Source organism: Saccharopolyspora gloriosae (assembly GCF_022828475.1).
GTDB lineage: Bacteria > Actinomycetota > Actinomycetes > Mycobacteriales > Pseudonocardiaceae > Saccharopolyspora_C > Saccharopolyspora_C gloriosae_A.
In genome coordinates this window covers 2,634,548-2,651,863 of record NZ_CP059557.1, presented here as the reverse complement: position 1 = coordinate 2,651,863, position 17,316 = coordinate 2,634,548, and the positions used below count along the sequence as shown (strand labels likewise).

At 68.3% G+C, this 17,316-nt stretch carries 16 protein-coding genes and 1 pseudogene; 5 read left to right on the top strand and 12 right to left on the bottom strand.

Annotation, left to right across the window (positions count from 1 at the left end; all coding sequences use genetic code 11):
• Nucleotides 1–17: 17 nt before the first annotated feature.
• From H2Q94_RS11360 to H2Q94_RS11345, 4 genes are all read right to left on the bottom strand, one after another.
• On the bottom strand, nucleotides 18–629 hold the full coding sequence (locus H2Q94_RS11360) for an RloB family protein (protein WP_243795657.1): 612 nt from the start codon (nucleotides 627–629) through the stop codon (nucleotides 18–20).
• Nucleotides 622–1,953, bottom strand: a complete 1,332-nt coding sequence (locus H2Q94_RS11355) for an AAA family ATPase (protein WP_243794507.1) — start codon at nucleotides 1,951–1,953, stop codon at nucleotides 622–624. The genes H2Q94_RS11360 and H2Q94_RS11355 overlap by 8 nt, the downstream gene beginning before the upstream one ends.
• Before the next feature lie 311 nt (nucleotides 1,954–2,264).
• Complete coding sequence (locus H2Q94_RS11350; protein WP_243794506.1) at nucleotides 2,265–3,581, bottom strand: O-acetylhomoserine aminocarboxypropyltransferase/cysteine synthase family protein; 1,317 nt, start codon at nucleotides 3,579–3,581, stop codon at nucleotides 2,265–2,267.
• A complete protein-coding gene (locus tag H2Q94_RS11345) occupies nucleotides 3,578–4,174 on the bottom strand; it encodes a 2OG-Fe(II) oxygenase family protein (RefSeq protein ID WP_243794505.1) in 597 nt (198 codons plus the stop codon). The genes H2Q94_RS11350 and H2Q94_RS11345 overlap by 4 nt, the downstream gene beginning before the upstream one ends.
• On the opposite strand from H2Q94_RS11345, the gene H2Q94_RS11340 reads away from it, so the two are divergent.
• Nucleotides 4,060–4,368, top strand: coding sequence for a hypothetical protein (locus tag H2Q94_RS11340; RefSeq protein ID WP_243796066.1), 309 nt, complete (start codon nucleotides 4,060–4,062; stop codon nucleotides 4,366–4,368). The genes H2Q94_RS11345 and H2Q94_RS11340 overlap by 115 nt on opposite strands.
• Here the strand turns inward: H2Q94_RS11340 and H2Q94_RS11335 are convergent.
• Nucleotides 4,267–4,590 (bottom strand): annotated as a pseudogene (locus H2Q94_RS11335) (2-oxoglutarate and iron-dependent oxygenase domain-containing protein); the annotation flags it as partial. The gene H2Q94_RS11340 and the pseudogene H2Q94_RS11335 sit on opposite strands and share 102 nt — an antisense overlap.
• Before the next feature lie 249 nt (nucleotides 4,591–4,839).
• Here H2Q94_RS11335 and ykgO point away from each other — a divergent pair.
• Together ykgO and H2Q94_RS11325 are read left to right on the top strand one after the other, a co-directional pair.
• Nucleotides 4,840–4,962 (top strand): type B 50S ribosomal protein L36, encoded by a 123-nt coding sequence (ykgO, locus tag H2Q94_RS11330; protein WP_243794503.1) that lies wholly within the window; start codon nucleotides 4,840–4,842, stop codon nucleotides 4,960–4,962.
• A 242-nt stretch (nucleotides 4,963–5,204) separates the two neighbouring features.
• The gene (locus H2Q94_RS11325; RefSeq protein ID WP_243794502.1) at nucleotides 5,205–6,425 is read left to right on the top strand and encodes an exonuclease domain-containing protein; all 1,221 of its coding nucleotides are present in this window, start codon (nucleotides 5,205–5,207) and stop codon (nucleotides 6,423–6,425) included.
• A 189-nt stretch (nucleotides 6,426–6,614) separates the two neighbouring features.
• Here H2Q94_RS11325 and fahA read toward each other — a convergent pair whose 3' ends face one another.
• The 6 genes from fahA to H2Q94_RS11295 form a co-directional block, all read right to left on the bottom strand.
• Nucleotides 6,615–7,781 carry a fumarylacetoacetase gene (gene fahA, locus H2Q94_RS11320; RefSeq protein WP_243794501.1) on the bottom strand — a complete coding sequence of 389 codons (1,167 nt, stop codon included), beginning with the start codon at nucleotides 7,779–7,781 and terminating at the stop codon, nucleotides 6,615–6,617.
• Entirely contained in the window at nucleotides 7,778–8,650 is an 873-nt protein-coding gene (locus H2Q94_RS11315) for a hypothetical protein (RefSeq protein ID WP_243794500.1), read from the bottom strand. Before H2Q94_RS11315 ends, fahA begins: the two co-directional genes overlap by 4 nt.
• Entirely contained in the window at nucleotides 8,620–9,816 is a 1,197-nt protein-coding gene (locus tag H2Q94_RS11310; RefSeq protein WP_243794499.1) for a homogentisate 1,2-dioxygenase, read from the bottom strand. Before H2Q94_RS11310 ends, H2Q94_RS11315 begins: the two co-directional genes overlap by 31 nt.
• Before the next feature lie 181 nt (nucleotides 9,817–9,997).
• Nucleotides 9,998–10,189 carry a hypothetical protein gene (locus H2Q94_RS11305; RefSeq protein ID WP_243794498.1) on the bottom strand — a complete coding sequence of 64 codons (192 nt, stop codon included), beginning with the start codon at nucleotides 10,187–10,189 and terminating at the stop codon, nucleotides 9,998–10,000.
• 245 nt (nucleotides 10,190–10,434) lie between these two features.
• Nucleotides 10,435–12,048: an amidohydrolase gene (locus tag H2Q94_RS11300; protein WP_243794497.1), complete on the bottom strand. Its 1,614-nt coding sequence runs from the start codon at nucleotides 12,046–12,048 to the stop codon at nucleotides 10,435–10,437.
• Between the two features lie 410 nt (nucleotides 12,049–12,458).
• Entirely contained in the window at nucleotides 12,459–13,034 is a 576-nt protein-coding gene (locus H2Q94_RS11295; RefSeq protein ID WP_243794496.1) for an FxsA family protein, read from the bottom strand.
• A gap of 150 nt (nucleotides 13,035–13,184) precedes the next feature.
• Here H2Q94_RS11295 and H2Q94_RS11290 point away from each other — a divergent pair, with 150 nt between their 5' ends.
• The gene (locus tag H2Q94_RS11290) at nucleotides 13,185–14,279 is read left to right on the top strand and encodes a GDSL-type esterase/lipase family protein (RefSeq protein ID WP_243794494.1); all 1,095 of its coding nucleotides are present in this window, start codon (nucleotides 13,185–13,187) and stop codon (nucleotides 14,277–14,279) included.
• A 43-nt stretch (nucleotides 14,280–14,322) separates the two neighbouring features.
• Here H2Q94_RS11290 and H2Q94_RS11285 read toward each other — a convergent pair whose 3' ends face one another.
• Complete coding sequence (locus H2Q94_RS11285; RefSeq protein WP_243794493.1) at nucleotides 14,323–14,841, bottom strand: GtrA family protein; 519 nt, start codon at nucleotides 14,839–14,841, stop codon at nucleotides 14,323–14,325.
• Between the two features lie 180 nt (nucleotides 14,842–15,021).
• Between H2Q94_RS11285 and H2Q94_RS11280 the strand changes: the two genes are divergently transcribed.
• Complete coding sequence (locus tag H2Q94_RS11280; protein WP_243794492.1) at nucleotides 15,022–17,298, top strand: glycoside hydrolase family 3 C-terminal domain-containing protein; 2,277 nt, start codon at nucleotides 15,022–15,024, stop codon at nucleotides 17,296–17,298.
• Nucleotides 17,299–17,316: the final 18 nt, after the last annotated feature.

Here is a 17,316-nt window from a genome sequence, read left to right as displayed (position 1 = left end):
CCCCCAGTATCAAGACTCTAAGAACCCACTCGTTTTCCGGATTCGAGATGATCAACCAGAACCCACACTCGCGAGCCAGGGTTCACGGGAATATCCTCAAGCGCACTTTCGGCACGACTTCGCGCTTTCCTTGAATTCCCATAGTCAAAGTTTTCTGGCATGTTCTTGCCAAGCACGCCGTGCTTTTTGAGCATCTTCCCAGCTTGGTCCGTCGACAAATGTTTGTAACAGTCTTCAAAATGCCACAGTAGCCAGACCTCAAAGCATGGATTGCTGATCGCCAGTTTGAAACCGCGTTTTCGAGCTAACTCAGTGGCAGCTTCCAGTTTTTCGTGCTCGTCAACATCGAACACGCACCACACCGCATCGTAACCCCCTTCTCTTCCAATCAACGAACCATTTTGAGACGCCTTTCCCGCCTTGTTCACCACATTTGACGGATCACGACCAGCCCCCTTCACGTCGACGCCCATCACGTTCGTTCCGGTTGCCCTCAGATGCTTGCAAAGATTCTTAAAGTACTGAACCTCCGTACACTCTCCTTCGGTTACGATCAATACCCGAGATCGTTCAACTCTCCTCCCTCGAGGGCGACGAAGATCGGCCTTGTCCTGAAATTTTTTAGCCATTTTCACCTCGACCGACCAACGCAAGGCGGAGATCTTCAGAGTCAATCATGGGAATGGCCCCATAACGCCCCTGGAGATACCTAAGCTCGAAATTTTCATTTTTCCGAACGGCAAACTCCTCTAGGGCATAAAGCTCAGTCGCCCCATCATTCCTCTTCTCCGTGAACCAGATTTCCTCAGAGGCAAGCACACCGTCGAGCATCTTTCCCATCAGCGACGAATCGTGCGAGGTGAAGATCAGCTGTGCCCCAGATGGATTGATGGCAGGGTCTTTGAACATGTGGATGAGAGCCGCAGTGAGCCGCGGATGGAGACTCGAGTCAATCTCATCGACCATAAATACATCGCCGGCCTCCAAGGACACCAAGGCAGGTACACCAATACTCAGCCATGCAACAGTCCCGGCACTCTGGTCAGACATTTCCAGACCATACTGATGACTATCGGAATCGCCTCCGGAATGAATGAACCTGATTTGACTCCGAATTCCCTCCAAGTACTTATCGACTTCGGCGATCGCCGAACCTTCTCCCTCTTCGCCTCCAGATATAGCAGAAAGAACCCTTTCGAATGTTTTCCTGAGCTCCGGACCGAGGTCCTTCTCGTTGAGCTCAACACCCTTGATTCCCAGATCTGCGAAACGAAGCAGCGCCTGAGCCTGTCGCGCGATTCCAGTATCCTTAATAAGGCTGGTCGCCAGCCGAATTCGGCTCCGCTTATCCTGCTCCGTGTATCGGGCATACTTGAATTGGCAAATCTCATGGTGAATCCGCTTGAGAACGGGGTGATTGTTGTTTGCCGCCACCGAAAGAAACAGAGCAGTAGGTCGCGTCAACTTACTTATGGTTGCATTCTCCCCGACCAAGCTGCGCCCGAAACTCATCTCGGGAGTTTGCCCTGATTTTCGCTCAAACAAGACGCGTCGACGTCGCGCAGGGTAAGAATAGAGCCACTCAGAAGAAACTCCGGAAGAAATCGATTCAAAACCATACGTATACCGGACCTCATCGACTACAATATCGATCTCATAGGTCGAGGACATTTCTCGATGGGTTGAATCGAGAGAAAACGGATGATAAGGAAAATCGTCTTCGGCGCCCCATTTGGTGGCCGAGAACATGACGGCACGACTCATAAAATCCAGAGCGTGGAGAACATTGGATTTCCCAGATGCGTTCGCTCCATATATCCCCGCAACTCTAACCGTGAAATCTTGCCAGTTTTCGTCCAGTGGAGCGGGTCCACGTGCCGTCGAGGAGACGAGCGACAGCTCAGCCTCATCTCGAAGTGACCGGTGGTTCTCAGCCCTGAAGCGTAGTAGCACAGCTACCCCTTACGCGTTGCTCACATGCGCTCTTAACGCCGTTTTCGTCGTACTTTGACGTGAGAAGCACTCTGAGTGTACCGCAGCTGCGCTCCAGATGACTGCACCTGAGATCAAAGACGGCAGGGTTCCGTGTTCGAGCAAGTCAGCCAGGACACCGATGTAGGTCGCGGGCTGCTGCCTGAGCCGTCCCATCGCGCATGCCAAGGGCGCAGGGCCGAGCCGAGCACTCACCTCAACCCAAGGTCACTTCAGGAGCACACGCACGACTGAGAAAGCCGATGACGACGACGCGTACACGGACTCGCCGCTTATGCCTCGTCCCCCAGGTCACATCCCGCTGCGGCCAGTCCCGTCGACAGGTCCGCGATCAGGTCTTCGACGTCCTCCAACCCCACCGACAGACGGATCAGGCCCGGGGTCACCCCCGCCGCTCGTTGTTCGGGTTCGGTGAGTTGGGCGTGGGTGGTGGAGGCGGGGTGGATCACGAGGCTGCGGACGTCGCCGATGTTGGCCAGGTGGCTGAACAGGGTCAAGGCGTCGACGAAGCGGCGGCCTGCGGCTGCCCCGCCCGCGAGGTCGAAGGCGAGCACCGCTCCCGCGCCCTCGGTGAGGTAGCGCTTCGCCGAGGCGTGCCACGGGCTCGACGGGAGACCCGCGTAGTGCACTCGCGTCACGCCGGGCTGGTCCTCCAGCCAGTCGGCGACGGCTCGGGCATTCGCGGTGTGGCGGGTCATGCGCAGGGACAACGTCTCGATGCCTTGCAGCAGCAGGAAACTGTTGAACGGCGACACCGCCGGGCCGAGGTCGCGCACGAGTCTCGTGCGGACGCGCATCAGGTAGGCGAGTTCGCCGAACTCGGCGTCGAAAATCAAACCGTGATAGCTGGGGTCGGGCTGCGTGAGCTGCGGCCAGCGCTCCGGTTCGGCGGGGTAGTCGAACCGTCCACTGTCGACGATGATGCCGCCGATCCCGGTTCCGTGCCCCGAAAGGAACTTCGTCGTCGAGTGCACCACGACGTCCGCCCCGTGATCGAGCGGCCGGCACAGGTACGGGGTGGCCACCGTGTGGTCGACGATCAGCGGCACTCCCCAGGTGTGCGCGACGGAGGCGACGCCTTCGATGTCGAGCACTCCGCCGCTCGGGTTCGCGATCGTCTCCGCGTACAGCGCCCTGGTCCGGGGGTGCAACGCCGCGCGCCACTGGTCGAGGTCGTCGGGGTCGGCGACGAAGTCGACGGTGATGCCCAGGTCGGCGAGGGTGTGGGCGAACAGATTGTAGGTGCCGCCGTAGAGCGCCGAGGACGCCACGACGTGATCTCCGGCCTTCGCGATCGCCAGCAGCGCCAGCGTTGAGGCGGCCTGCCCGCTCGCCACCGCCACCGCGCCCGCCGCGTTCTCCAGATCGGCGATGCGTCGTTCGACGACCGAGGTCGTCGGGTTCGACAGCCTGCTGTAGGCGTGGGTTTCCAAGTCCTGCAAGGCGAACGCCGACGCCGCGTGCTCGGCGTCGTCGAAGACGAACGAACTCGTCTGGTAGATCGGAGTCGCCCGCGCCCCGGTCGTCTCGTCCGGTGCCGCACCGGCGTGCACCTGCCGGGTTTCGAAGGACCAGCGTTGGTCGGTCACCGCGCCACCTGCGCTTCGAGCACATCGGACCACCAGCGCCGCGCCACCTCCGGGTGCGAACGCAGCCAGCCGAGCAGCGCGTTCTCCCCGAACGCGGCCAGCAGCGGATTGTTCGCGTCAGTGCTGATCCCGCGCGCTTCGGCGGCGAGTTCGGCGGGCAGTTCCAGCGGTTCCACGACGGCGTCCAGTCGTGGTGCCAGGAAGAACGGCACCGAATAGCGGTCCACACCGGCGGCGGGACTGCGCACCCGATGTCGGGTGGCGGTGAGGTAGCCGCCGGTGGCGATCTCCAGCATTTCCCCGATGTTGACGACGAACGCGCCGGGCACCGGGTCCGCGTCAATCCAGCCGCCCGCCGAGTCCTGCACCTGCAGCCCGGCGATCGAATCCTGATGCAGCAGCGCCAGATAGCCGTAGTCCTTGTGCGCGCCGACGCCCTGGTCGGCTCCGCGGTGCCCGGGTAGTGGATCAGTTTGAGGTGGGTGCTCGCCTCCTCGTCGAACCAGGAGTCGAAGTAGTCCTCGGCCTGCCCGAGCGACGCGGCCAACGCGCGCAGCACTTCCTGGCTCACCCGCAGCACTTCGGCCTGCCACGCGAGGGTGATCTCCCGCAGTTCCGGCAGCGCCGCGGGCCACTGGTTCGGGCCGATCAGCCGCTGCCACGGCGGGTCCCCCGCTCCGGTCGGCACCACGTCGCGCTCCGGTCCGATGTCGAGCTGTTCGCGCTGATCCGGGGCGCCATCGGTGAGTTCGTGCCCGGTCGCGGTGTAGCCGCGGAACTGCGGTGAGCGCAGGTTCTCGACCTCCCGGCGCTGCTCCAGCGGCAACTCGAAGAGCCGCCGGGTGACCTCGAAGATCCCGCGCATGAGCTCCTCGGGAACACCGTGTCCTTCGACGTAGAAGAACCCGACCTCGTGCGCGGCGTGGCGCAGTTCCGCGAGCAGCGGCTCGCGTTCAGCGGGGTCACGGAACCGGGACAGATCGATCAGCGGGAGCGCGGGCTGCGGCATGGTGGCACCTCCGACCGGGAGCGTAGGCCGCGGAGATCCACCTGTGGTGATCTCCCACTTGACGAGACCCGATCGGGTCATCGACGCCGGACACGTCACCCGTTGCGCCGCACCACGAATCGCTCCCCGATCTGCCGCGATGCTCCGGCGAACCACGCCCGATCCAGCTGTCCGGCAGGCACACCCGTTCTTGAACATGATTATCGTCTTCGTTTATGGTGAGGCGTCGTTGGATTGATGGGAGGACGGATGAAGGTTCGGTCATCGCTCAAGTCGTTGAAGAACAAGGAGGGATCACAGGTCGTGCGCAGGCGCGGGAAGCTCTACGTGGTCAACAAGCGCAACCCGCGGTGGAAGGGGCGCCAGGGTTGATCGACGGCCGGGGCTCCCGGTGAGCCCCGGCCCAATCCCTCCGGAACCGGACGTTCGCGATGAACCACCCGAAACCGCAGCTCAACGCCGATCCAGATCACTTCACGAACGATCCGCCCCCGCTCGACCTGCGACGCGAGGTGTAACGCGGAGATCGGCGATCTCGAAAAGTAATTGAGCGACAGGGAACGGCGTCCACTCCGGGCTGTTCGGGGTCGCGGCGGACAGCGAGGGGAACTGTCATGGCGTGGGGTTTCGCGGTGATCGACGTCGAGACGACGGGCCTGTTCCCCGACGCGGGCCATCGGATCGCGGAGATCGGCGTCGTCCTGCTGGATCCGGCCGGTGCGGTCCAGGACGAGTGGTGCACGCTGGTCAACCCCATGCGCGACCTCGGCGCGCAGCACGTGCACGGGATCGCCGCGGCCGACGCACGGCGGGCACCCACGTTCGCCGAGATCGCTCCCGAACTCACCCGCCTGCTGACCGGACGGGTGCTGGTGGCGCACAACCTGAGCTTCGACGCCCGCTTCATCGCCGCCGAGTACGAACGTCTCGGGTTCGGCGCGCTCGACGTGCCGCATGCGGGGTTATGCACGATGAAGCTGTCCAACAATTTCCTCTACGCGGCCGGCCGCAGCCTCGCGGCGTGTTGCGAGGCTGCGGGCGTACCACTGGCCGAAGCGCATTCGGCACTGCACGACGCGCGGGCCGCGGCGGGCCTGTTGCGGTACTACCTGCAGCTTTCCCCCGACGACCCGCGCTGGTCGTGGGCGAAACGCACCGCCTTGTCCGGGCAGTGGCCGGTGCTCGACGGAACCGCGGTGCCGCTGGTGCCGCGACGGCGGCCGGACGCGGTGCCGGATCACTTCTTGGCGCGGATCGTGGAAGTCCTGCCGAGCATTCCCGAACCACCGCAGGCCGACGAGTACCTCACAGCGCTCGACGCGGCCCTCATCGACCGGAACCTGTCGGCGACCGAGCAGGACGCGCTGGTTCAGGCCGCCGAGGGCTGCGGCCTGGACCAGGACCAGGTCACGGCGCTGCACCGGGACTACCTGCGCGCGCTCGCCGCAGCCGCCATCGCCGACGGGGTGATCAGCGAGCCGGAACGCGAGGACCTGGCGCTGGTCGCCCAGCTGCTCGGCCTGCGGCGATCAGATCTCGACTTCGCGTTGGCCGCCGATCACCCCGCGCTGGCGCCACGTGAACGTTTCCGGCTCACTCCGGAGGATTCCGTGGTGATCACCGGCGAGACCCGCCGACCGCGTTCCGCCTGGATCGGCCAGGCGGAACAGGCGGGGCTGACCGTGCAGCGATCGGTGACGAAACGGACACGGCTGCTGATGGCCGCCGACCCGGATTCGCTGTCGCGCAAGGCGGATCTGGCCCGCGAGTACGGCATCCCGATCGTCACCGAGGACGGCTTCGCCGACCTGATCTCACGTCTCACGCGGAACTGACCGGCTTATGAGTTCCTGCGGGAGTGTCCGGTCAGCGGATTCCTCACTGCGGCATCAACTTCTGATGCATGTCCGATGCGCGGCGAAATCGGCGTCCTCGCAAGGAATCCGCTGAGAACCCGCCGGTGGTCGTTCTGCCGAGGTGGTCGCTGCTCAGCGCCTGACAAGACACCGATCAAAAGATCGTCCTCAGCGCGCGGGCAGGATCCGGTTGCTCAGCTCGCCGAAGCCCAGCCTGCCGGAGGCGGTGGGCGCCGAGGCGGTGAGGGTGATCTCGTCGCCGTCCTCCAGGAACGTGCGCTCGGCACCGTTGACCAGCACGGGGTCCGCACCTCCCCAGGTGAGTTCGATGAACGCGCCGCGCTGCTCCCGCGCCGGTCCGGAGATCGTGCCGGAGGCGAACAGGTCACCGGTGCGGCAGGTGGCGCCGTTGACGGTCAGGTGCGCCAGCATCTGCGCCGGAGACCAGTACATCTCGCGGTACGGCGGGCGGCTGACCTCCGCGCCGTTCCAGCGCACGCTGAACTCGACGTCCAGTCCCCACGGTTCGGTCTCGCGCAGGTAGGGCAGCGGCTCCGGGATCTGCCGCGGCGTGGGCACCCTCGCGTTCTCCAGGGCCGGCAGCGGCACCACCCACGGCGAGATCGACGTGGCGAAGCTCTTGCCGAGGAACGGCCCCAGCGGCACGTACTCCCAGGCTTGCAGGTCGCGGGCGGACCAATCGTTGACGAGCACTGCGCCGAAGACGTGCTCGGCGAACTCGGCCACCGGCACCGGCGCACCCAAGTCGGAGCCCGTTCCGACGACGAAGCCCAATTCCGCTTCGATGTCCAGCCGCTTGCTCGGCCCGAAACCGGGCGCCGACTCGCCAGGGGCTTTGCGCTGGCCGCTGGGCCGCACGATGGGCGTGCCGGAGTTGACGACGGTGCCCGCGCGGCCGTGGTAACCGACGGGCAGGTGCTTCCAGTTCGGCATCAGCGGTTCCGAGTCGGGTCGGAACAACTTGCCCAGGTTGGTCGCGTGGTGCTCGGAGGCGTAGAAGTCGACGTAGTCGGCGACCTCGAACGGCAGGTGCATCGTCACCTGCGCCACGGAGTGCACCGCCGCGTCGGGCACGTCTCCGGCGACGAGTTCGGTGATCCGGGCGCGGGTCTCTTCCCAGCTCCGCCGTCCCTGCGCCATGAACGGGTTCAGCGATGCGGCCGCGAAGACCGCGTCGTCCAGCGCCGCCGCGAGGTCGATGACGCGGTCGGCGAGCCGGACGCCCACTCGCGCCGGCGATCCGGGCGTGCTGAACACGCCGTAGGGCAGATTCTCGGTGCCGTAAGGGGAATCGGCGGGAACGTCGATGATCACGCGGTGGCTCCTTGCGGGTGCGCCAGGTCGTCGGGGATGAGGCCGAGTCCGGCCAGTTCGGTCAGCGGATCGGTGATGCTGCAGGTGCCGAAGGAGGCGAACCGCTCGCGCGCAGCCCGAACGCGCTGCTCGCCGAGGCACGTGACCCGCTCGGCGATGCCCGCCGCGTCCCGGTCGGCCAGCAGCCGTTCCAGGTCGGTCCCGCCGCGCAGCGCCGAGTCCACCGCGAGCAGGATGTTCAGGAAACCGTGCTGGTCGAAGCCGGTTTCCGGGTCGGTGTTGCGGACGGCATGGTGCAGTCCGGCGGTGGCCTTGAACGGGACCCCGGCGCGCACCACGGCCTCGATCGCCTCGGCGAGCTCGGGCACCGGCGGGTAGAGCTCGGCGCGGACCCCGCCGGTGCGGAACTTCGCACGGCAGCCGAGCGGCGCGAGCAACGCGAGCACTTCGGCGCGGCGGGCGTCCCGTGGGATCTCGACGAACACCTCCGCGTCGGTCGCTTCGCGCACCCGTTCCAGCGCGGAGCGAAGGGAGTCGGCCGTCATCTCGTCCGGAACCGGGATCTCCAGTGCTCGCAAGGAGAAACGAGTCGCCGCGAGCGCGTCGGCGACCCCGGCAGGCCCGGCGGGCACGGTCACCGACAGCGCCGCGTCCCCGATCGGTTCCAGTGCCTCCGGCTCGGCCAGCGCGGACGAAGGCACCACCAGCGGACCGACGGCGTCGGCGTGCGCGGCCGAGCGGTGCCGGGCGTGCGCCCGCGCGGCATCGGGCAGCGGAAGCAGTCCGGGCGGGAACACCGCCGCGTCGTCGAGTAAGCCCCGGACCAGCGCGGGAGCCGTCACGGCCGCGACCCGCCGGCCCAGGTCCACGCGTACTGCCCGTCGTCGCAGGCGGCGCCGCCCTCGCCGAGCTCCAAGGGCCGGAACGTGTCGACCATGACGGCCAGCTCGTCGAAGAAGTCCACGCCGATGCTGCGTTCGTAGGCACCCGGCTGCGGGCCGTGCGAATGGCCTCCGGGGTGCACCGAGACCGAACCCTGCCCGATGCCCGATCCCTTCCGCGCCTCGTAATTCCCGCCGCAGTAGAACATGATCTCGTCACTGTCCACATTGGAGTGGTAGTAGGGCACCGGAATCGACAGCGGGTGGTAGTCCACCTTGCGCGGGACGAAGTTGCAGATCACGAAGTTCTCGCCCTCAAACGCCTGGTGCACCGGCGGCGGCTGGTGCACGCGGCCGGTGATCGGCTCGAAGTCGTGCACGCTGAACGTGTACGGGTACAGGCAGCCGTCCCAGCCGACGACGTCGAACGGGTGCTGCGGGTAGACCAGCCTGGTGCCCACGATTCCGGTGGAGCCGCGGTGCTTGAGCAGCACCTCCACCTCGGCGCCCTCCCGCAGCAGCGGCTCGGCGGGGCCGTGCAGGTCGCGCTCGCAGTACGGCGCGTTCTCCAGCAGCTGCCCGAACCGGGACAGGTACCGCTTCGGCGGCACGATGTGCCCGTTGCCCTCGATGGCGTAGGCCCGCAGCGGCTCGCCGTCGTGCGGCAGCCAGCGGTGCGTCGTCGCTCGCGGCAGCAGCACGTAGTCCCCGGACTTCGCCTCCAGCGCGCCGAACACCGTCTCCACCGTCGCCGAGCCGGACTCGACGTACACGATCTCGTCGCCGATCCCGTTGCGGTACAGCGGGGATTCCGCGCTCGCCACCACGTAGGAGATCCGCACGTCCGCGTTGCCCAGCACCAGCCTGCGCCCGGTGACCACGTCGGTGGAACCGGCCTCGTCGGCCGAGAACAGGTCGTGCAGCTTCAAGTGGCGCGGTTTCAGCGGATGGTTCGGCGTCGTCGCCTGCTCCGGCAACTCCCACACCTGCGAGTCGACGATCGCCGACGGCAGGTTGCGGTGGTACAGCAACGAGGAATCCGAAGAGAACCCCTCCTCCCCCATCAGCTCCTCGAAGTACAGCTCGCCCTGCTCGTCCCGGTGCTGGGTGTGCCGCTTCGGCGGCACCTCACCGACCCGTCGGTAGTACGCCATGACTCGCCTCCTCTGCCGATCCTTCGTCCGGCGCGGTCATTGCACAGAACCCGCGCCGGACCCACCACCGCTGAACGCCTGAGGTCTCACTCGACCGCGGGCGCGGAGCCCGCCGGCCGCTACTGCTGAGCTCCATCGTCCCTGGGCACTCGGATCGCCAACAGCATCGCCGCGCACACGATCAGGCATCCGATCGGGAAGTGCAGGCCACCGGCACGTCGCCGTCGCCCGGGTTGATGCCGATCGCGTAGAAGCCGCCGAGCACCGCGATCGAGCTGATCGCCGCGACCCCGGCGGCGGTGTGCTGGAGGGAGAGCGCTCGCGCGGCCATCGCCCGGTACGGCGCCAGGTAACCGAGCACCCCGATCGTCACCAGCGCGACCGAAGAAGAGACTGCCTGGACGCGGAAATGGGCAGGCGAAATCGGACGCAGAATCGCATCCACGTCACCAATGGACGTATTCCGTTCAGGAGCGCCTGATCCAGGAAGCGCCCCGGGAGCCACGTCGAGCCTGAACTCTCGTGGACCGTCAAGCCCTTCGCCGGGCGCACGCCGACAGGTTCGTCCCCGTCCTGTCAGCGGCGCCGCACAGCGATCCGGGTGAGACGACAGCGGACTCAGTCCTCTTCGTCAGGATCCCGGACGTAGAGAGTGCGCCCGCGCAGCACGGTGCGCTGGCAGCGCGGCAACGGAGCACCCGGGCTCAGGTCCGGCAGCGGCGGCACGCCCGCACGCGGGTCCGTCGACCAGCGCTGCACCCGCGAATCCGGTGCTGTGACGACCAAATCGCCCGTCTCCCACACCGCGTAGGTCGCCGGAGCACCCGGCACCAGCGCACCCGTCACACCGTCGTCGAACCCGGCGGCACGCCAGCCGCCTCGGGTGTGCGCCGTGAACGCGGCACGCGGCGAAATGCCGAAACCGTCCGTGCGGTGGTGCACCGCGGCACGCACCGACGCCCACGGATCCACCGGGGTCACCGGGGCGTCCGAACCGAAGGCCAGCACGATCCCGTTCGCGGCGAGCGCCGAGAACGGGTTCAGCCGAGTCCCCCGCTGCACACCGAGCCGGCGCGCGTACATGTCCGAGTCACCGCCCCAGGCGGCGTCGAACGACGGCTGCACCGACGCGACGACGCCGAACGAGCCGAGTTCGGCGGCCTGCTCCGCGTCGACCATCTCCAAGTGCTCCAGGCGATGCCGCATGCTCGCCAGCGCCGGAACGCCCAGCACCTTCGCCGCCCGCCGGAAACCCTCGCAGGCCTCGGCCACCCCGGCGTCGCCGATCACGTGGAACCCGGCCTGCAAGCCCTGCCGGGTGCAGTCGATCAGATGCTCGGCCACTGCTTCGGCGTCCAGGTAGAGCACACCCGAGGTCGTCGGATCGTCCGTGTAGGGATCGCCCAGCGCGGCCGTGCGCGAACCGACCGCGCCGTCGATGAACAGGTCGCCGCCGAGGCCGCGCACCCCGAGCTCGCGCGCGGTCTGCAACGCGCCCAGCTCGCCCCAATAGCCGATGACCTCCGGCACATCGGCGCGAGCGGACAGTTCCATCAGGTCCCGCAGGTCGTCCGCGCCCGAGATGTCCGGACCCGCGCACTCGTGCACGCTCGCCACGCCGTGCGAAGCGGCGTGGCGCAGGAACGCCAGTTGAGCTTCACGGCGCTGTCGCACGCCCAGTGACTCCCGAGCGGCGCTGCGCGCGTGGTGGTGCGAGACGCGGGTGAGCGGACCGTCCTGGCTCCACCCCTCGGTGTCCCGCGCCAGCGGTGCGCGCTCGATCAACGCGCTCGACACCAGAGCCGAATGCACGTCGATCCGAGACAGGTAGACGGGAGCCCCGCCGCAGGCGTTGTCGATCTCCGCGCGGGACGGCGGGCGGCGTTCCGGCCACCACGTCTCGTCCCAGCCGTGCCCCCACACCAGCGCACCAGGATGTTCCGCCACGTGATCGCGCAGCGCGTGCAGGAACTCGGTCAGCGAAGCGCAACCGGTCAGATCCAGGCCGTTGATCAATAACCCGGACGAGGTGGCGTGCACGTGCGCGTCGACGAAGGCCGGTGCGACGAACGCCCCGCCGAGGTCGACGATCTCCGCCTCGGGATGCAGTGCACGGCCGACCCTGTCAGAACCGACCCAGGCAATGGTGCCGTCGATGACGGCCATCGCGGTGGCGTCGGCATCGGCGGGCGAATGAATTCGGCCGCCGATCAGCAACGTGGTCTCGGACATGTCCTGTGTTCCCTGTCCTGGGGATCTCCCCCGGCTTCGGCTTGCTGGCGGCGCAAGGCGCGGCGACCTCGTTCACCCGGTCTCCGCACATCGGAACGGAGCCGGCCCCTCCCCTCCGGGCCACACCGACCGCTCTCGATCGACGTGGGACCGCCGGTTCCGCTTCGCCGTCCCGGTCCGGTCGATCAGGGCGGCGCTCTCCCGCCCGAACGAACCCACCCGCTCGGTCAGGAGCCGGGTCGATCACCTTACGCGGATCACCGCGGCTCCGGTCGATCGAGGTCCACGCCGTCCGAACTTCGCCGTGCGCCACCGTGGCCGGAGTCGGGAGCGTCGCTCCCGACTCCGGCCACGATCGTTCGCCGAAGCTTACCCGCAGTGCTCGCGGGATCGACGTCACGCCGGTCAGTTCACCGCGGCGCCCCGCCGTCCGGGCGCTCTGCCTGCGTCGACGCGTCCAGCGAAGGGTGCTGGCGCGGGATGTCGTCCTCACTGACCGACACGACCTCACCGTCGATGACGTCGCCGTCGTCGCGGTGGCCCGCGCCGGGCCGTCCCGCACCGGGGAACCGGGCGCCCGGCATGCCGCCGGCCCAGCCCGGGTTCGCACTCATCCGCTGCTGCATTTGCTCGGCACGGCGTTCCGCGCTGCGCTGCAGGCGGCGGCGCAGGAACGCCCTGGTCGGCGGCAGCAGGCACAACAGGCCGAACACATCGCTGACGAATCCGGGAAGCACGATGAGCAGACCGCCACCGACGATCAGCACGCCGTCGGCGACCTCCCGCTCCGGTGGCCTGCGCAGCCGCGCGGCCTCGTTGAAAGCCTCGAACGCGCGGCGGCCTTCCCTGCGCAGCAGCCAGCTGCCGAGGGCGGCGGCCGCGATCAGCAGGCCGATCGTGGGCAACACGCCGACGGCGTTGCCGACCAGCACGAGCACGCTGATCTCCACGACGCCGATGGCCAGGAGCAGCAGGAGAATGGGCAAAGCGAACCTCCGGAGGCATTCCGTCTCACTTGCTCAACGCACGGGATGCCCGATTTTCTCCCGGAGCCGACCACCGATCCGCGTGGTGTTACCGGCACCACTCCCGACACCGGGCGTGATCGACTTCGGGAACTCATAGACTGATCGGCGATGCGGGCGCACATGTCGAGATTCCTCGCACTGCTGGCGGTCTGCGGCGTCCTGGCGCTCGCGATCCTGGTCAGTGATCAGAACCTGCCGAGCCTGCCGCAGCAGCCCCAACGGCTGCCCGCCGCGGTGGTCACGCTCGGCGACAGCACGCTGTCCGGCGAGGGCGGCGGGCGATACGTCGCGGGCACGAACGGTGAGAACGGCGACTGGTGTCACCGCTCACCGGCGGCGCCGGTGCACCAGCTGGCGCTGCCGCCGAAGGTCACCCCCATCAACCTGGCCTGTTCCGGGGCGCAGGCGAAGCTGGTCGGTTCCGCCGACAGCCCGGAGCACGCCGAGGGATCCCAGGCGGACCGGCTCGCGGAACTGACCGAGCGGTTCCGGATCACCGACATCGTGGTGCAGGTCGGCGCCAACGACGACCCCGGTTTCACCGACGTCGTCAACCGGTGCGTGGAGGCGTGGGCGACCCGCGCCCCAGGCGGCTGCTCCGAGAAGATGCAGGACGTGTGGCCGCAGCGGGTGGAGGCGATGCGCCCGAAGGTCGTCTCCGCGCTGCGCGACATCCGGTCCGTGATGCAGGAAGCGGGCTACACGCCCGGCGCCTATTCGCTGGTGGTGCAGTCCTACGCCTCGCCCGTCGGCCCCGACGTGGATCCGCGGCTGAACAACCTCTCCGGTTGCCCCTTCCAGACCGGTGACCTGCGGTGGATCCGCGACACCGGGGTCCCGCAGCTGTCCGAGGGCCTGCGCAAGGCCGCCGACGAAGCCGGGGCGCGCTTCCTCGACCTCTCCCGAGCGGGCCACGGGCACGAGGCGTGCACCCCTCCCCAGCCCGACGGGACCCCCGCCGGGCAGGTGCCCGCCCCGCAGGACGACACGGAGTGGTTCACCCGGCTCACCGTGGACTGGGAAAGCCTGCAGGACGACTACCGCGCGCCGCACGCGATGCAGGAGTCCTTCCACGCCAATCCGGCCGGGCACGCCGCGCTCGCCGGCTGCCTCGGTGAGTTCCTCGCGGGCACCGACGAACGAGCGGCCTGCGTCACCGATGACCGGGGCGAGTTGAGGGCGATTCCCGAACCCGCACCGTGATCGGCTCGCACGCCGCGCGACGGCTCGCGCACGTGGTGTCACGTCATCTTTCGCGCGGCACGGCGAAAATCGGCGCGACCGCACGGGCCTCCGGCGCGACGCGGTGTCCCCGAGCGCGGCGGAACACCCACAGGCGCAGGGCCACGAAGCGGGCGACCCCGCCGACGGTGCTCATCGCCGCGACGGCGAGGGCTTCGGCGAAGCTGCCGGGGTCGTCGTCGACCAGCCCCAGCAGGACGAGCGCCGCGCTGCTGGAGACGCAGTAGAACAGGAACGTCGCCGCGGTCTGCAAGTGCATCCGCAGCGGTCGCTCCCGGAGGCCGGTGAACACGACCCGCTTGTGCAGCAGGCTCGATCCGATCGTGGTCAGCAGCAGCGCCAGCACGTTCGCGAGTCCCGTCGGGAACGTGCCGCGCAGCAGCAGGTACACGACCGCGTTGACCGCGGTGGCCAACCCGCCGATCACCGCGAACAGGACGGCCTGCCCGGCCGCCCCGCTCCGCATCGCCGTGAGAACGTCACGTGCTCGAACCGTCCACTGCGGCCCTCGGCCACCGGTCACCGCTCACCTCCAGCTCGGGGCCGACGGTAGGCGGCGAATGCGTCCGTTCCCGTTGAGCTGCCTGGGAAACCGCTGGGAACGACGCTCCGGGACGGACTCCGCCGCGGCGGGCGGGCACTGACTCCACACCTCAGCGATGGGACGATCTCAGCTGTACCGCACCGTCAGAGGGGAGTCGTCATGGCGACAACACCGGAAGCCGAAGTGGACGGAGCCTGGGACGTTCCCGCGCTGCTGCGCTCGCTGACGATCGAGCAGAAGGTGGCGCTGCTGGACGGCGCCGACTTCTGGAGCACCGAACCGCTGCGCGACCACGACGTCCCGTCGATCATGCTCACCGACGGCCCGCACGGCCTGCGCAAGCAACGCACCGGCGGTGATCACCTGGGGCTCGCCGACAGCGTGCCCGCGACCTGCTTCCCCACCGCCTCCGGCCTGGCCAGTTCGTGGAACGTGGACCTGCTGGGCGAGGTCGGGCGGGCACTCGGCGTCGAGTGCCGGGCCGAGGACGTCGCGGTGCTGCTCGGGCCGGGCGTGAACATGAAGCGAACCCCGTTGTGCGGCCGCAACTTCGAGTACTTCGCGGAGGACCCGCTGCTGGCCGGTCACCTGGCGGCGGCGCTGGTGCGGGGCGTGCAGGCGCACGGCGTGGGCACCTCGGTCAAGCACTTCGCGGTCAACAACCAGGAGACCGAACGGCTCACCATCTCCGCCGAGGTCGACGAGCGAACGCTGCGGGAGATCTACCTGCCCGCGTTCGAGCACGTGGTCCGGGACGCCCGGCCGTGGACGGTGATGTGCTCCTACAACCGGATCAACGGGGTGTACGCCTCGGAGAACCGCTGGCTGCTGACCGAGTTGCTGCGCGAGGAGTGGGGTTTCGACGGCGTGGTCGTGTCCGACTGGGGTGCGGTCAACGTCCGCGACGAGAGCCTGCTGGCCGGGCTGGACCTGGAAATGCCCTCGTCCGGTGGCACCGGCGGGGAAGTGATCCTGAACGCCTACCGGGCTGGAACGCTGCGCGAGCAGGACATCGACGTCGCGGCCGAACGGGTGCTGCGCCTGATCGAGCGGACCTCGTCGGCGCCGGAAGCACCGGAGTTCGACGCCGAACGCCACCACGCCCTCGCCGAGCGGGCGGCGATCGAGAGCGCGGTGCTGCTCAAGAACGACACCGACGTCCTCCCCCTGCGACCGGAGTCGACGAAGGTCGCCGTGCTCGGTGAACTCGCGCGCACCCCGCGCTACCAGGGCGCGGGCAGCTCGCTGGTGACGCCGACGCGGCTGGACGACGCGTTGAGCGCGCTGAACTCCGCCGGTTTCGCCGAGCTTCGGTTCGCCCCCGGCTACGAGATCGAGGCCGACGCCGCCGATCCGGACCTGGTCGCCGAAGCGGTGCGCCGGGCCGCCGACGCCGACGTCGCCGTGCTGTTCCTGGGGCTGCCGCCGACCGCGGAATCCGAAGGCTACGACCGGGATCACCTGTCGCTGCCCGCGCACCAGCTCCAGCTGCTGCGGGAGGTCGCGGCGGTCAACGAGCACGTCGTCGTGGTGCTCGCTGGCGGCGCGGTGGTCACCGTCGACGAGTGGCAGCGGCACGCGACGGCGATCCTGCAGGGCTGGCTTCCCGGCCAAGCGGGCGGCAGCGCGCTCGCCGCACTGCTCATCGGCGCCGCGAACCCCTCCGGCAGACTCGCCGAAACGATCCCGGTGCGCGGCGCGCACGCCCCCGCCCTCGGCGCCGGGGAGCACGGCGTGGTCCGCTACGGCGAAGGCCTGCTCATCGGCTACCGCTGGTACGACGCGCACGAACTCCCCGTGAGCCACGCGTTCGGGGAAGGCCTGTCCTACACGACGTTCGACTACACCGAACTCGACGTGGCGGTGCTGGAGGACGGGCCGCGGCCGCGCGTGGCGGTCTCGCTCACCGTCACCAACACCGGTGCCCGCGACGGGCAGGAGGTCGTCCAGCTCTACGTCGCCGACCCCGCGTGCTCGGTGTTCCGGCCGGAGCAGGAACTCAAGGCGTTCACCAAGGTCGCGCTGCGTCCCGGCGAGAGCTCCCGCGTGACGCTGGAACTGGATCAGCGCGCGTTCGCCTACTGGAACACCCCGCTCGGCCGCTGGATCGTGGAGGGCGGCGAGTTCGAGCTGCGCGCCGCGGCGTCCTCGCGGGACGTGCGGCTGGCGGCCACGGTCGAACTCGCGGGCGAACCGATCAGCGACCCGCTCACGCCGGACTCCGAGCTGGGCGCCTGGCTGGACGACCCGGTGGCGGGCGGCCTGCTGGGCGAAGCGCTGGCGGCGAGCCCGATGGGCGGGCTGGTGGGCGATCCGCAGCACGTGCAGATGATGCGGTCGTTCCCCGCCGCGCGGCTCACCCGGTTCCCCGGCATCCCCATCACGCAGGCACAGCTGCGGGAGTGGGCGCAGGCGGCGAACAGGGCGCGGCGGTGACCGGAATCTCGCAGCGGC